Source organism: Streptomyces sp. JB150 (assembly GCF_011193355.1).
GTDB lineage: Bacteria > Actinomycetota > Actinomycetes > Streptomycetales > Streptomycetaceae > Streptomyces.
Genome location: NZ_CP049780.1, coordinates 1,188,309 through 1,203,209 on the forward strand (window position 1 = coordinate 1,188,309; position 14,901 = coordinate 1,203,209).

Sequence of the window (14,901 nt, forward strand, 5' to 3'; positions counted from 1 at the left end):
TCGTTCACTTCGCTTCTGGTGTTGCCTCTGGGGTGGCCGCCGTCACGGCGAGCCGGGACCGGCGATAGCCGTAGAGGAAGTAGAACACGAGACCGGCGGCCATCCAGAACCCGAACACCACCCAGGTGACGGTATCGAGGCTGAACATGTTGTACGCGCAGAAGGCGAAGCCCAGCACGGGCAGCACCGGGCCGAACGGCACCTTGAAGGTGCGCTCCAGCTCGGGCCGCTTGTAGCGCAGCACGATCACCGCGATGTTGACCAGGGCGAAGGCGAACAGCGTGCCGATGCTGGTGGCGTCGACGAGCTTGCCGAGCGGGATCAGCGCGGCGAGGACACCGCAGAACAGGGAGACGATCACGGTGTTCAGGCGCGGGGCGCCGGTCTTGGCGTCGACCTTGCCGAGCGCCTTGGGGACCAGTCCGTCGCGGGACATCGCGAAGAGGATGCGGGTCTGGCCGTAGAGCACGGTGAGGACCACGCTGGCGATGGAGATGACCGCGCCCAGGGCGAGCAGGGTGCCCCAGAAGGTCTGTCCGCTGACGTCGTTCATGATCGCGGCGAGGGAGGCCTCGGAGCCCTCGAACTCGGTCCAGTGCCAGGCGCCGACGGCGACGGCCGCGACCAGCACGTACAGCGCGGTGACGATGATCAGCGACAGCATGATCGCGCGCGGCAGGTCCTTCTTCGGGTCCTTGGCCTCCTCGCCGGCGGTGGAGGCGGCGTCGAAGCCGATGTAGGAGAAGAACAGCGTGGCGCCGGCCGCGCTGACGCCCGCCATGCCGAGCGGCATGAAGTCGGCGTAGTTGCCGGACTTGAAGCCCATGAAGCCGACCGCGCAGAACAGCACCAGCGCCGCGATCTTCACCGCGACCATGATGGTGTTGGCGCGGGCGGACTCGCGCACCCCGCCGAGCAGGAAGACCATCGCCAGCAGGACGACGATCAGCGCGGGCAGGTTGATGATCCCGCCCTCGCCGGGCGCCGAGGACAGGGCGCTCGGGATGGTGACGCCGATGGTGCCGTCGAGGAGTTCGTTGAGGTACTCGCCCCAGCCGACGGCGACGGCGGCCACGGACACGCCGTACTCCAGCACCAGACACCAGCCGCAGACCCAGGCGACCAGCTCGCCCATCGTTGCGTACGCATACGAGTAGGAGGAGCCGGCGACCGGGATGCTGCCGGCCAGTTCGGCGTACGACAGGGCGGAGAAGAGGGCCGTCAGGCCGGCGATGACGAACGCCAGGGTGACCGCGGGACCGGCCTCCGGGACGGCGTCGCCGAGAACGACGAAGATGCCGGTGCCGAGGGTGGCACCGATGCTGATCATGGTGAGCTGCCACAGGCCCAGGGAGCGCCTGAGCGAGCCGCCCTCGCCCTGGCCGCCCTCCGCGACCAGGCGTTCCACGGGCTTGCGGCGCATCAGGCGCGCGGCGACGCCCGGGGCTTGCTGGGTGCGGTTCTGCGGGGGTGCGCCTTGGTCGAGCACGCGCTGGCTCCTTCTCGCTGCCGTTGGGGACAGACGGGGACCGACGGCAGCCCGGCGGAGAGCCGGGAACCACCGAGCGGGGTCCCCGCCACGCCACGTACAGCGCGACACTCTATGGGCGGGGCATTGCGGCTGTAATGCAGCAACCTTGCGCATACCCGCAAGATCATTGCGTTGATACGGGCCGGGCGTGGGTTCGTTGCGCGAGGGCTTTCGAGTGTTGCGTTCCGGTCCTGATCGTCCGGATATGCCGAGCGGCCGGCGCGGGCCGTCGAGGGCCGCCGGACCTCCGTCCGCTGGAACTCCGGGCAGGAGAAGGGCATGCGAAAGGCCCCCGGTTCTCCGGGGGCCTTCCGTGGGGACCGCGGGTCAGTTCCAGCTGGCGTGCAGCGGCTTGCCCTCGGCGTAGCCGGCCGCGCTCTGGATGCCGACGACGGCCTTCTCGGCGAACTCCTCCAGGGAGGCGGCACCGGCGTAGGTGCACGAGGAGCGGACGCCCGCGATGATCGAGTCGATCAGGTCCTCGACGCCCGGACGGGCCGGGTCGAGGAACATCCGGGAGGTGGAGATGCCCTCCTCGAACAGCGCCTTGCGGGCGCGGTCGTACGCCGACTCCTCGGACGTACGGTTGCGCACGGCCCGCGCCGACGCCATGCCGAACGACTCCTTGTAGGCGCGGCCGTCGGCGTCGTGCTGGAGGTCGCCCGGGGACTCGTAGGTGCCGGCGAACCAGGAGCCGATCATCACGTTGGAGGCCCCGGCCGCGAGGGCCATCGCCACGTCGCGGGGGTGGCGGACACCGCCGTCGGCCCACACGTGCTTGCCGTACTTCTTCGCCTCGGCGGCGCACTCCAGCACCGCGGAGAACTGCGGCCGGCCGACGCCGGTCATCATGCGGGTGGTGCACATGGCGCCGGGGCCCACACCGACCTTGATGATGTCGGCGCCCGCGTCGACCAGGTCCTTGACGCCCTCGGCGGAGACGATGTTGCCCGCGACGATCGGCACCTGCGGGTCGAGCGCGCGCACGGTCCGGATCGCGCTGATCATCGACTCCTGGTGGCCGTGCGCGGTGTCGATGACGAGGGTGTCGACGCCCGCGTCCAGCAGCTGCTTCGCCTTGCCCGCCACGTCGCCGTTGATGCCGACGGCGGCGGCGATGCGCAGCCTGCCGTGCGCGTCCACGGCCGGGGTGTACAGGGTGGCGCGCAGGGCGCCCTTGCGGGTGAGGATGCCCGCGAGCCTGCCGTCCTCGTCGACCGCCGGGGCGTAGCGCCGGTTGTGGTGGTCGAGGGTGTTGAAGGCCTCGCGCGGGTCGATGCCGGCGTCCAGCAGGAGCAGGTCCTTGGACATGACCACTTCGAGCTGGGTGAAGCGGTCCACGCCGCTCAGGTCCGCGTCGGTGACGACGCCCACCGGGCGCTGGTCCTCGTCGACGACCACACCGGCGTTGTGCGCCCGCTTGGGCAGCAGCGACAGCGCGTCGGCCACGGTCTGGTGGGGGGCGAGCACGATCGGGGTGTCCAGCACCAGGTGGCGGCTCTTGACCCAGGAGATGACGTCGGTGACGACCTCGATCGGGATGTCCTGCGGGATGACCACGAGGCCGCCGCGCCGGGCCACGGTCTCGGCCATCCGGCGGCCGGCGATGGCGGTCATGTTGGCGACGACGAGCGGGATCGTGGTGCCCGTGCCGTCCGGGGAGCTGAGGTCCACGCCCTGCCGGGAGCCGACCGCGCTACGGCGCGGCACCATGAACACGTCGTCGTACGTCAGGTCGTACGAGGGCTGGATGTCGTTGAGGAAACGCACGTGCTGCACATCCCAGTCGATCAGAGGTGGCCCCCGGACAGGTCAGCCAGGGGGAAAGAGCACGTACTTCATTGTCCCATAGCACCCGGTCACGGACGTACGGGCAGTTCATCCGAGCTGGTCAGGAAGCTCTTCGGAGGATTCTCCAAGCGCGAGCGCCACGGTGGGCGCGGGCGCCTCGTGCGTCGCCCGGGAGACACCTCGCACGCGGGCAGCGGCCCCTCGGCGGGCGGGTCCGCATCGCGGCGGCATGAGGCGGATGCGGCACGGCCGCCCCCGCGGCGCCCGTCGCCGGGAGCCGTCGGGGGCGGCCGGTGTCCGCCCGCATGAGCCGGTCGCGTCAGTGGCCGTCCGGGTCCGCCCGGTTCAGCGCGGGCTTGGGCGCCGGGCCGGCCGTCATCAGGTAGTCCGCGGCCGAGGTGTCGGTGACCAGGCTGGTGACCAGCCCGGAGCGCAGCACCGCGTCGATCGCGGGCCCCTTGCGCTGCCCGCCCGCGATGGCCACGACCTCCGGGATGCGGCGCAGCTGGTCGGCCTTGACGGTGATGCACCGCTCGCCGAGGTCGCGGCCGATCCGGCGGCCCTCCGCGTCGAAGAGGTGTGCGGACATCTCGGCGGCGACGCCGAGCGAGGCGTAGTGCGCCCGCTCCTCGTCGCTGAGCATGTCGTGCACCGTCGAGATGCCCGGCTCCCAGGAGCCGATGGAGACACAGGCGACCGTGACCTTGTCGAAGTACTCGAAGGCCCGGGCGATCCCGGTCTGGTTGCGCAGCGCCGCCGCGGTGGCCGCGTCCGGCAGCAGCATCGGCGCGTAGATGGGGTGGGCGTCGCCACCCGAGACCTGGGCGGCCCGCCGTACGGCCTCCACCGAGCCGCGTTCGGCGGTCCCCGCGTCGTACACCCCGGTCAGCTGCACCACGGTGCACGGCGGGAGCCGGTCGAGGGCCGCGGCCATGTGGATGGTGGACCGGCCCCAGGCCAGGCCCAGCACATCGCCCTCGTTGACCAGCTCGCCGAGCAGGTCCGCGGCCACCTCCCCGAGGTTCTCGGGGTCCGGGGTCTCCTGCGACTCGGGCGGCGACTCGACCACCACGGCGTGCCTGAGGCCGTAGCGGGCGCGCAGCGCGTCGGAGCGCTCGGCGTCCAGCTCGGCCGGGACCCGGATCTCGATGCGTACGAGGTCCCGTTCGAGGGCGGTCTCCAGGACCCGGGCCACCTTGAAGCGGCTGACGCCGAACTCCTCGGCGATCTGGATCTTGGACTTGCCCTCGAGGTAGAAGCGGCGGGCCATGGCCGCCGCCTGCACCAGCTCAGCGGGTCCCATCCGCATGGCTGACCGGCCCGCCGACATACCCGACACGGCGATCTCCTCACTGCTGTTCACACTCTGGATTCGCCGTTCATCCTTGCAGATCCGGCGCGCTTGATCAGCCCTGATGGGCGCCGTTCACGTTCCTGACGCTCAGTGGTCGCACGCCCACGACGCCTTGGCGGTGGCCGCCTCGGCCTGGGTGCGCAGTGCACGTACCGCCTCGGCCGGGTCGGATGCCCCGTAGACCGCCGATCCGGCCACGAAGACATCGGCGCCGGCCTCGGCGCACCGCTCGATGGTGGAAGCCGAGACTCCGCCGTCCACCTGGAGCCACAGCTGCAGGCCGTGCTTGGCGATCAGCTCCCGGGTGCGCCGGATCTTCGGCAGCATGATGTCGAGGAACGCCTGACCGCCGAAGCCCGGCTCCACCGTCATGATGAGCAGCATGTCCAGCTCGGGCAGCAGGTCCTCGTACGGCTCGACGGGCGTCGCGGGCTTCAGCGCCATCGAGGCGCGGGCACCCTTGGCCCGGATCTCCCGCGCGAGACGCACCGGAGCGGCGGCGGCCTCGACGTGGAAGGTGACCGAGGAGGCACCCGCCTCCACGTACTGCGGCGCCCAGCGGTCGGGGGCCTCGATCATCAGGTGGCAGTCCAGCGGCGTGTCCGTCGCACGGGCCAGGGACTCCACGACCGGCACGCCGAGCGTCAGGTTCGGGACGAAATGGTTGTCCATGACGTCGACATGGAGCCAGTCGGCTCCCTCGACCGCCTTCGCCTCGTCGGCGAGACGGGCGAAGTCGGCGGACAGGATGCTGGGGTTGATCTGCACGGCCATGACCCAAGACTGCCATGACCTCCGGGGGTTGGTGGCATCGGTCCCCGTTCGATTTCGGCTGCGGGCCGGCGGGGGCCGGTCGCGCCCCCGCGACGGGGCCGTACGATGCCACGCCCCGCCCTCTCCGAGCGCCGTCCCTCAGGCGGTGCGGCGGATCAGGGCCAGGTACATCGCGTCCGTGCCGTGCAGGTGGGGCCAGAGCTGGACGTCGGGGCCCTCGCCGAGGTCGGGGACGCCGGGGAGGAGCGGGCGGGCGTCGATCATCTCCGCGTCCGGGAACTGCTTGACCAGGTCGGCCACCACGGCCCGGGTCTCGGGCAGCAGCGGGGAGCAGGTGGCGTAGCCGACGACGCCGCCGACGCGCACGGACTCCAGGGCGGTGCGCAGCAGGGCGCGCTGGAGCGGCGCGAAGCCGTCCAGGTCCTCCGGGCGGCGCCGCCAGCGGGCCTCGGGGCGGCGGCGCAGCGCGCCGAGCCCGGTGCAGGGCACGTCCATCAGGACCCGGTCGAAGCTGCCGGGCCGCCACGGCGGGCGGGTGCCGTCGGCAGCGATGACCTGGTAGGGGCCGGGGTTGCCGTGCAGGGCCTTGGCGACCAGCCCCGCCCGGTGGGTCTGCTTCTCGGAGGCGAGCAGCGTGGCGCCCCGCTCCGCGGCGAGCGCGGCGAGCAGCGCCGCCTTGCCGCCGGGTCCGGCGCAGCCGTCCAGCCACCTCTCGTCCGGCCCTTCCAGCGGGGCGTTGGCGAGCGCGAGCGCGACGAGCTGGCTGCCCTCGTCCTGCACCCCGGCCCGTCCCTCGCGCACGGCCTGGATCGCGCCGGGCTCACCGCCCTCGGTGAGCCGGACGGCGTACGGCGACCAGCGGCCCGGCACCGCGGCGTCCTCGGCCAGCAGCTCCTCGGCCGTGGCCCGGCCGGGGCGGGCGACCAGCGTCACCTCGGGGCGCTCGTTGTCCGCCGCCAGCAGCCGCTCGATGCCGTCCCGGCCGCCGCCGAGCGAGTCCCACAGCGCGGAGACGACCCAGCGCGGGTGGGAGTGGACGACGGAGAGGTGGTCCTCGGGGTCCTCGTCGTAGGGCGGCGCGATCCGCTCGAGCCAGCCGTCGAGGTCGTGCTGGGCGACCTTGCGCAGCACGGCGTTGACGAACTTGGCGCGCCCGTCGCCGAGCACCACGCGGGCCAGTTCCACGGTGGCGGAGACGGCGGCGTGCGGGGGGATGCGGGTGCCGAGCAGCTGGTGCGCGCCGAGGCTCAGCACGTCCAGCACCGGCGGGTCGACCTCGCGCAGCGGCCGGTCGACGCAGGCCGCGATGACCGCGTCGTAGGTGCCCTGCCGGCGCAGGGTCCCGTAGACCAGCTCGGTGGCCAGCGCGGCGTCCCGCCCGTCGAACTTCTCGGGCCCCTCCTTCTCGCGCGCCTTGCGCAGCAGCGGCGGCAGCACGAGGTTGGCGTAGGCGTCCCGCTCGTCCACGGCGCGCAGCGCCTCGAAGGCGAGGACGCGGACGGGGTCCTTCTGGGGCCGACGGTAGGGCTTGCCGGGCTTGCGGGGCCGCCGGGGGGTGTCGCTCACGAAAAGGTGCTCCGGTGTTCTGTATACGGTGTGCGACCAGCCTACGACGCGCGCGAACCGGCCGCGCCGGCCCTCTCCCCGGTCTCCCCGGTCACCCCTGTCCCCTCCGACACCACGGTCACCCGGTCACCCGCGGCGGCGGCCCGCGGCTCGCCCCCGCGTCAGGAGCCGACGGACTCGTCGTCGCCGATCCGCACCCCGCGCGCCCAGTCCGCCGCCCGCATCGGCTTCTTGCCCTGGGCCTGCACCCACAGCAGCTCGACGGCGTGCGAACCGGTGCCGGCGTACACGTTGTTCTTGCCGACGGACAGCTTGCCGGGCGCCAGGTCGGTCCGCCCGGGCACCAGGGCGACCTGGATGAGCTTCAGCCGCTCCCCGCGGAAGGTGGTCCACGCGCCGGGCGCCGGGGTGCAGCCGCGCACCACGCGGTCGACCCGCAGCGCGGGCGCCGCCCAGTCGACGCGCGCGTCCTCGACGGTGATCTTCGGTGCGAGGCTGACGCCCTCGGCGGGCTGCGGTACGGCCTTGAGGGAGCCGTCCTCGATGCCGTCCATGGTGGCGGCCAGCAGCCCCGCCCCGGCGAAGGCGAGCCGGGTCAGCAGGTCGCCGCTGGTGTCGGTGGGGCGGATCTCCTCGGTGACGGTGCCGTAGACCGGGCCGGAGTCCAGTCCCTCCTCGATGAGGAAGGTGGAGGCGCCGGTGATCTCGTCGCCCGCCATGATGGAGTGCTGCACGGGCGCCGCGCCGCGCCAGGCGGGCAGCAGCGAGAAGTGCAGGTTGACCCAGCCGTGCCGGGGGACGTCGAGGGCGACCCGCGGCAGCAGCGCGCCGTACGCGACGACCGGGCAGCAGTCCGGGGCGATCGCGCGCAGCCGGTCCAGGAACTCCGGGTCCCGCGGTTTGGCGGGCTTCAGCACCTCGATGCCGGCCTCCTCCGCCCGCTCGGCCACGGGCGAGGCGACCAGCCTGCGGCCCCGCCCGGCCGGCGCGTCGGGCCGGGTGACGACGGCGGCCACCTCGTGCCGCCCGGAGGCGAGCAGAGCGTCCAGGGCGGGAACGGCGACCTCGGGGGTACCGGCGAAGACGAGCTTCATGGGTGGGCACGGGCCTCTCGGACGGGGGCGGATGCGGGCGGCGCACCAGTCTAGTGACCATGGACGCCGGGCCGTCGACGGCGGAAAGCCGCAGGCGGGGCGCATCGCGCGCGTCCCCCTCGGGGGGCGTACGCATATGCCCATACGCCCCCCGTGCGTGACCAGCGGCGCGAATCGGCGTTGGTCAAGAAAGAGTTGACCACTACGGGCCGCGATCGCGGCCCGATCCTTTCTCTTCAACGCCGGTTCGAGAGGCTTGTTCATGGCCGACCACGCAACCCACGACGCCCAGGCTCGGGCCAGCCTGCACTTGCTGGTGCGGGACATCGAGCGGGTCCGCCGGCAGGTGGACGCGCTGCGCACGCTCACCGCCCAGCTGGGCAACGTCTACCGCCCACGCCGCTCCGGCCCCTCCACGGGCTTCGTCGTCTACGGACGCGCTCCCGCCCCGACGGTCCGTCTCGCCCAGGAGCTGCGGGACAGTGTCGAGACCCTGGTGACGGCCGCGGTCGACTTCGACCGCTCGCTCGGCTTCTCGTGGGACGCGGTGGGCTCCGCCCTCGGAGTCACCAAGCAGGCCGTCCACCGCCGGTACGGCTCCCGCCGGGCCGCCGCGCAGGCCGCCGCCGAGACCGAGCGCGGCACCGAGCCGTCGGGCACCCGCACGGTCAACGTGGGCACCGGGCTGCCGGCGGTCACCACGGTCCCGGCCGCCCGCTCCATGCCGACGCAGCCGACGGCGGGCAGCCCGGCCCTGCGCGACGAGGCCAGGCCGACGGCGTTCCCCGCACCACGCAACGGCTGACGCCTCCCCCGCACCTGCCCTCCCGGCACGGGGCCGGGAGGGCAGTCTCGTGTGTCCGGGGTGACCGGAGTGTCCGGGTGGTCCGTGCGCCTGGTGCGTCCGGTGTGTCCGGGGTGGCCGTGTGTCCGCGGTGTCGGGGGTGTCCGGGGCGACCGGAGTGCCTGGGAGTGGCCCGATGGCGCGGGCGTGCGGGTAGGCGGCGCGGCGATGGCGCACTCGCCCACCCGCCCCGCCGCTCACCCGATGTCCGGCGGATCGATCCGCACCCGGACCGGCGCCCCGCTCCCCCGGGCCATCCGGGCCGCCTGGGTGGCCTTCAGGGCGCTCGCCAGCGCGGCACCGCGCCCCGGCGGCACCCGGATCAGCGCGCGCTCCCAGTGCTCGCCGGGCGGCGGTGCACCGGGCCGCCGGGGCCGGCCGGGCGCGGCGGCGGGCAGCGGCACCGGCCCCAGCACCTCCGCCTCAGGGGGCAGCTCGACCATCGTCAGGAACTCCGCGACCGCCTCCGCCGTCCCGGAGACCGCCGCCATCCGCGACACCGGCGGGAACCCCAGCTCGGCGCGCTCGGCGAGTTCCCGTACCGCGTGGCCGACCGGGTCCCAGCGCACCAGGGCCTGCACGGGCCGCAGGGTCGGCTCGGCGACGATCACCACCGTGCCGCCGGCCCGCTGCGGCCGCACCAGCGCGCCGGCCGCGATCCAGCGCCGCAGCGCGTCCTCGCCCGCGCGCAGATCCGGCCGCCCCAGCATGGCCCAGCCGTCGAGCAGCAGCGCGGCGGCGTAACCGCCCTCCGCGACCGGTTCGGCGCCCGGTGTGCTGACCACCAGGGCGGGCGTCCCGGGCACCGTGTCCAGCACGTGCTCGCGGCCCGAGGTGCGCACCGGAACCGCCGGGAACGCCCGCCCCAGCTCCTCCGCGGTGCGCCGCGCCCCCACGATCTGCGCGCGCAGCCGGAACGACCCGCACTCCGGGCAGTGCCAGGACTCCTCGCCCCGTCCGCACCACCCGCACCGCAGAGCCCCGGCGCCCTGGACGTCCTGGGCCTCCAGCGCCTCCAGCGGTCCGGCGCAGTGCCGGCAGCGCGCGGGCTCGCGGCAGCGGGCGCACGCCATCCGTGGGACGTACCCCCGACGCGGCACCTGCACCAGGACCGGTCCGTGCCGCAGCCCTTCCCGGACGGCCTGCCAGGCCAGCGTGGGCAGCCGGGCCGCCCGCGCGGCCTCGTCGCGCGCCAGGTCCTGGTCGCCTACCGTCCGCACGAGCGGCGCGGCGGCCCGTACCTGCTCGCGCCCGGCTACCAGGGGCCGGGCCCAGCCGCTCTCCACCAGCTGCGCCGCCTCGACGGTGCAGCTCCAGCCTCCCAGCAGGAAGGCGCACCGGTCCTGGGCGGCGCGCAGCAGCAGCACCTCCCGCGCGTGCGGCTGGGGCGCGTGCTGCTCGCTGTGGCTGTCGTCGCCGTCGTCCCAGAGGGCCACCAGTCCGAGATCGCGCACGGGCGCGAACATGGCGGCGCGCGTCCCGACGACGGCCCGCACGGCACCTCTGCGTACGGCCAGCCACTCCCGGTACCGCTTCTCCGGCCCGGCGTCGGCGGTGAGCAGCGCGTGCCGCCCCTCCCCCAGCAGGCCGGTCAGCGCCGCGTCGACGCGCGCGGCGGCCCGCCCGTCCGGTACGACGACCAGCGCGCCGCGGCCCGAGGCGAGCGTCGCGGCGACGGCCCGCGCCAGCTCCTCGCTCCAGTGCGGGCCGGGCAGCGCGTTCCACACGGCCCGTGGCGCGCCGCCGGAGGCCAGTGCCGCGAGGAACGCCGCGCCGCGCTCGTACCGCTCCCAGGAGCCCGGCTCCGGCGCCGGCGGCGGGGGCAGCGGCGCGGGTGAGGGCCGCTGCTCGGCGCGTGCGTTGCGCGGCGGCACGGCCAGTTGCAGCACATCGGCGAGGCTGCCCGCGTACCGGTCGGCGACGGCCCGGGCCAGCCCGAGCAGCTCCTCGCTCAGCACGGGTTCCGGCGACACGACCTGGGCGAGCGCGGCGAGCGGTCCGGAGTAGTCGGACTCGGCGCGCCGCTCGATCAGGAAGCCGTCGATCAGGCCCCCGCCCTCGCGGCGGCCTTCGCGCACCCGGTGCCGCCCGGCCCCGAACCGCACCCGCACCCGCACGCCGGGCTGCGCGTCGGCGTCCAGCTCATCGGGCACGGCGTAGTCGAAGTACCGGTCGAGGTGCAGCACGCCCTTGTCCACGAGCACCCGGGCCACGGGCAGCTCCCTGGCCAGCGCGGCGCCCCGCCAGGTCCGCGGCTTGGCCCGCGGCTCCCGCGCCTTGCGCACGCTCTCCCGGATGAGCGCGAGCTGCTCCGGCGGCGCACCCTCCGCGCCCTCGCCGCCCCGCCCGTTCTCGCTGCTCACGCTTGCATTCTTACCAAACCGCACTGACACCGGCGCACGGCCCGGACACACCTCGGCCTCCGGGGCCGGGACCTGAACCGGGCTCGGACCGGCGGCGAGGCGAGCCACGGCGGGCCCGGTCCCGAGCCGGGGAGCCACCGGAACCGGACCCGACACGGGGCCCGGAGCGGACACCGGACCACCGGACCGGACCGAGACCGGCACCGCACCGCACCGGGACGCACCGGGACGCGCTGGCATCCGACCCGGACGGGCCGCCACGCCCCGCCGCCCAAGCAAGACCCCTCACCGCCCACGCGGGTCCTCCCCCCACCCACGCGGGGCCCGCGCCCGCCCCCGCGGGACCCGTCACCGCCCAACACTCGCGCACCCCCGCACGCACCGAGGCCCGGCACCCCCGAAGGGTGCCGGGCCTCGTGAGCAGGTCGGGCCTTACAGCCCCGCCGCCTCGCGCAGCGCGTCGACGCGGTCGGTGCGCTCCCAGGTGAAGTCGGGCAGCTCCCGCCCGAAGTGACCGTACGCGGCGGTCTGGGCGTAGATCGGACGCAGCAGGTCGAGGTCGCGGATGATCGCGGCCGGACGCAGGTCGAAGACCTCGTCGATGGCCTTCTCGATCTTCTCGGGCTCGATCTTGTGGGTGCCGAAGGTCTCGATGAAGAGACCCACGGGCTCCGCCTTGCCGATCGCGTACGCCACCTGCACCTCGCAGCGGGCGGCGAGACCCGCGGCGACCACGTTCTTCGCGACCCAGCGCATCGCGTACGCCGCCGAGCGGTCCACCTTGGACGGGTCCTTGCCGGAGAACGCGCCGCCTCCGTGACGGGCCATGCCGCCGTAGGTGTCGATGATGATCTTGCGACCGGTCAGGCCCGCGTCGCCCATCGGACCGCCGATCTCGAAGCGGCCGGTCGGGTTCACCAGCAGGCGGTAGCCCTCGGTGTCGAGCTTGATGCCCTCGTCCAGCAGCGCCTTCAGCTCCGGCTCGACCACGAACTCGCGGATGTCGGGCGCCAGCAACGAGTCCAGGTCGATGTCCGAGGCGTGCTGCGAGGAGACCACCACGGTGTCGAGGCGGACGGCCTTGTCACCGTCGTACTCGATGGTGACCTGGGTCTTCCCGTCGGGGCGCAGGTAGGGGATCGTGCCGTTCTTGCGGACGTCCGTCAGGCGCTTGGACAGCCGGTGGGCCAGGAAGATCGGGAGCGGCATGAGCGTCGGCGTCTCGTCCGTCGCGTAGCCGAACATCAGGCCCTGGTCGCCGGCGCCCTGCCGGTCCAGCTCGTCCTCGTCGCCCTCGACGCGGGTCTCGTACGCCGTGTCGACGCCCTGCGCGATGTCCGGGGACTGCGAGCCGATCGACACGGACACGCCGCAGGAGGCGCCGTCGAAGCCCTTCTTCGAGGAGTCGTAGCCGATCTCCAGGATCTTGTCCCGGACGAGCTGCGGGATCGGGGCGTAGGCCTTGGTCGTGACCTCGCCGGCCACGTGGACCAGGCCGGTCGTGATCAGGGTCTCGACGGCGACCCGGGAGGTCGGGTCCTCGCGCAGCAGCGCGTCGAGAATGGTGTCGCTGATCTGGTCAGCGATCTTGTCGGGGTGACCCTCGGTCACGGACTCCGAAGTGAACAGGCGACGGGACACAACGCTCCCTGGGGTTGCAGCGGCTGCTGGCTGATCATGGGTGGACGGGACGGGGCTGCGCCCGGCGTCGTCCTGGAACAGTTTATCGGTCGCACTCGTCCGCCGGACCACCCGTCTCGCCTCTCGGGAGCGCTGTGACCTGCGGCACGGGCATTCTGCCCAATCTTCCGTGGCATTGGCCAGAGGCGCCACACCGTCAATGCCGGAAGACGCAGGCGCACCGGCGTGTCGTCCAGGCGTACGAGGGACGGGCCGGCCGGGCGGTCAGGTCAGGCGCTCGGCGACCAGGTCCCACACGATTTCGGCCACGTGCTCCTTGGGGCCGTGCGGGACGGGGGTCTCGCCGCCGTCGGCGGCCAGCACCACGGCCTCGCTCTCCTCGGCGCCGAAGGTCTTGCGCTCCCCCACCTCGTTGACCACCAGCAGGTCGCAGCCCTTGCGCTGGAGCTTTCTGCGGCCGTTGGCCAGCACGTCGTCGGTCTCCGCGGCGAAGCCCACGATCACCTGACCGGGGCGAGCCCGGTCGGCGGATATCTCGGCGAGGATGTCGGGGTTGCGGACCAGGACGACCGGGTCGGGCTCCTGGCCGTCCTTCTTCTTGATCTTCCCGGCCGCGTAGGTCGCGGGGCGGAAATCGGCCACCGCGGCGGCCATGACGACCGCGTCGGCGTCGGCGGCCGCCTTCAGCACCGCCTCGCGCAGCTGGACGGCGGTGCCGACCGGGACGACGTCGACCCCGGCCGGATCGGGCAGCGCGGTGTTGGCGGCGATCAGGGTGACCCGGGCGCCGCGCGCGGCGGCCGTGCGGGCGAGGGCGTACCCCTGCTTGCCGGAGGAGCGGTTGCCGAGGAAGCGGACCGGGTCCAGCGGCTCGCGGGTGCCGCCGGCGCTGACCACGACATGCCGGCCGGTGAGGTCGGGCTCGCGCACCCCGCGGGCCAGCACCCGGCGGCAGACCTCGAAGATCTCGGCGGGCTCGGGCAGCCGTCCCTTGCCGGTGTCGACGCCGGTGAGGCGGCCGACGGCGGGCTCGATGACGAGGGCGCCGCGGCGGCGCAACGTCGCCACGTTCTCCTGGGTGGCCGGGTGCTCCCACATCTCGGTGTGCATCGCGGGCGCGAAGACGACCGGGCAGCGGGCGGTGAGCAGGGTGTTGGTGAGCAGGTCGTCGGCGAGGCCGTGGGCGGCCTTGGCGAGCATGTCGGCGGTGGCCGGGGCGACGACGACCAGGTCGGCCTGCTGGCCGATGCGCACGTGCGGCACCTCGTGGACGTCGTCCCAGACCTGTGTGGAGACGGGGTTGCCGGAGAGCGCGGACCAGGTGGCGGCGCCGACGAAGTGCAGGGCGGAAGCGGTGGGGACGACCCGGACGTCGTGTCCGGACTCGGTGAGCCTTCGCAGCAGCTCACAGGCCTTGTACGCGGCGATGCCGCCGCTGACCCCCAGTACGACCTTCGGCTTGTCCACCGTCGACTCTCCCCGGACCTCGGAAACGGGCAACCACCCCCATGAGACACCACAGGCCCGGCAGACGTGCTACCGGGCCTGTGGAAGGGCCAGCCGTGGGCTGATCGTATGACTTACTGACCGGGGCCCTCGACGGCCTCGGAGGTCAGCAGTCCCGCGTTGATCTCACGCAGCGCGATCGAGAGCGGCTTCTCGTGGACGTGGGTGTCCACGAGCGGACCGACGTACTCGAGGAGACCCTCGCCGAGCTGCGAGTAGTACGCGTTGATCTGGCGGGCCCGCTTGGCCGCGTAGATCACGAGGCTGTACTTCGAGTCGGTGGCCTCGAGGAGCTCGTCGATCGGCGGGTTGATGATGCCCTCGGGCGCGGAGATGGAAGAGGACACGCTCTACCTTCCGATGGATGGGAAAGATGCAGTCCGTGTGATCCGGGGCCGTGATCCAGGACCGCGATCCGGGATCGCGGCCGGCACCGT

The 14,901-nt window shown here is 73.6% G+C and carries 11 protein-coding genes; 1 reads left to right on the forward strand and 10 read right to left on the reverse strand.

The window, feature by feature from the left end; genetic code table 11:
* Positions 1–4: 4 nt before the first annotated feature.
* The 6 genes from G7Z13_RS05690 to fmt form a co-directional block, all read right to left on the reverse strand.
* On the reverse strand, positions 5–1,489 hold the full coding sequence (locus G7Z13_RS05690; RefSeq protein WP_165996640.1) for an amino acid permease: 1,485 nt from the start codon (positions 1,487–1,489) through the stop codon (positions 5–7).
* Positions 1,490–1,858: 369 nt separating this feature from the next.
* On the reverse strand, positions 1,859–3,301 hold the full coding sequence (locus G7Z13_RS05695; protein ID WP_166004683.1) for a GuaB1 family IMP dehydrogenase-related protein: 1,443 nt from the start codon (positions 3,299–3,301) through the stop codon (positions 1,859–1,861).
* Positions 3,302–3,641: 340 nt separating this feature from the next.
* Complete coding sequence (locus G7Z13_RS05700) at positions 3,642–4,685, reverse strand: sugar-binding domain-containing protein (protein WP_165996642.1); 1,044 nt, start codon at positions 4,683–4,685, stop codon at positions 3,642–3,644.
* Between the two features lie 78 nt (positions 4,686–4,763).
* Positions 4,764–5,450, reverse strand: coding sequence for a ribulose-phosphate 3-epimerase (gene rpe, locus G7Z13_RS05705; RefSeq protein ID WP_165996645.1), 687 nt, complete (start codon positions 5,448–5,450; stop codon positions 4,764–4,766).
* A gap of 138 nt (positions 5,451–5,588) precedes the next feature.
* Positions 5,589–7,016 carry a transcription antitermination factor NusB gene (locus G7Z13_RS05710; protein ID WP_165996647.1) on the reverse strand — a complete coding sequence of 476 codons (1,428 nt, stop codon included), beginning with the start codon at positions 7,014–7,016 and terminating at the stop codon, positions 5,589–5,591.
* 161 nt (positions 7,017–7,177) lie between these two features.
* Positions 7,178–8,110, reverse strand: a complete 933-nt coding sequence (gene fmt, locus G7Z13_RS05715; RefSeq protein WP_165996648.1) for a methionyl-tRNA formyltransferase — start codon at positions 8,108–8,110, stop codon at positions 7,178–7,180.
* Between the two features lie 262 nt (positions 8,111–8,372).
* Here fmt and G7Z13_RS05720 point away from each other — a divergent pair, with 262 nt between their 5' ends.
* Positions 8,373–8,915: a hypothetical protein gene (locus G7Z13_RS05720; protein ID WP_165996650.1), complete on the forward strand. Its 543-nt coding sequence runs from the start codon at positions 8,373–8,375 to the stop codon at positions 8,913–8,915.
* Between the two features lie 236 nt (positions 8,916–9,151).
* On the opposite strand, the gene G7Z13_RS05725 is transcribed toward G7Z13_RS05720, so the two are convergent.
* The 4 genes from G7Z13_RS05725 to rpoZ all read right to left on the reverse strand — a co-directional run bounded on the left by G7Z13_RS05725 (position 9,152) and on the right by rpoZ (position 14,811).
* Positions 9,152–11,317 carry a primosomal protein N' gene (locus G7Z13_RS05725; RefSeq protein WP_165996652.1) on the reverse strand — a complete coding sequence of 722 codons (2,166 nt, stop codon included), beginning with the start codon at positions 11,315–11,317 and terminating at the stop codon, positions 9,152–9,154.
* Between the two features lie 432 nt (positions 11,318–11,749).
* Positions 11,750–12,958, reverse strand: coding sequence for a methionine adenosyltransferase (gene metK, locus G7Z13_RS05730; protein WP_165996654.1), 1,209 nt, complete (start codon positions 12,956–12,958; stop codon positions 11,750–11,752).
* Positions 12,959–13,222: 264 nt separating this feature from the next.
* Positions 13,223–14,425: a bifunctional phosphopantothenoylcysteine decarboxylase/phosphopantothenate--cysteine ligase CoaBC gene (gene coaBC / locus G7Z13_RS05735; RefSeq protein ID WP_165996656.1), complete on the reverse strand. Its 1,203-nt coding sequence runs from the start codon at positions 14,423–14,425 to the stop codon at positions 13,223–13,225.
* Between the two features lie 113 nt (positions 14,426–14,538).
* Entirely contained in the window at positions 14,539–14,811 is a 273-nt protein-coding gene (gene rpoZ / locus G7Z13_RS05740) for a DNA-directed RNA polymerase subunit omega (protein ID WP_004933985.1), read from the reverse strand.
* Between the last annotated feature and the right edge of the window lie 90 nt (positions 14,812–14,901).

Excerpts from the sequence above, each read along its gene's own strand:
- rpe (WP_165996645.1), bottom strand. The coding sequence starts at position 5,450 with ATGGCCGTGCAGATCAACCCCAGCATCCTGTCCGCCGACTTCGCCCGT.
- fmt (WP_165996648.1), bottom strand. The coding sequence starts at position 8,110 with ATGAAGCTCGTCTTCGCCGGTACCCCCGAGGTCGCCGTTCCCGCCCTG.
- G7Z13_RS05720 (WP_165996650.1), top strand. The coding sequence starts at position 8,373 with ATGGCCGACCACGCAACCCACGACGCCCAGGCTCGGGCCAGCCTGCAC.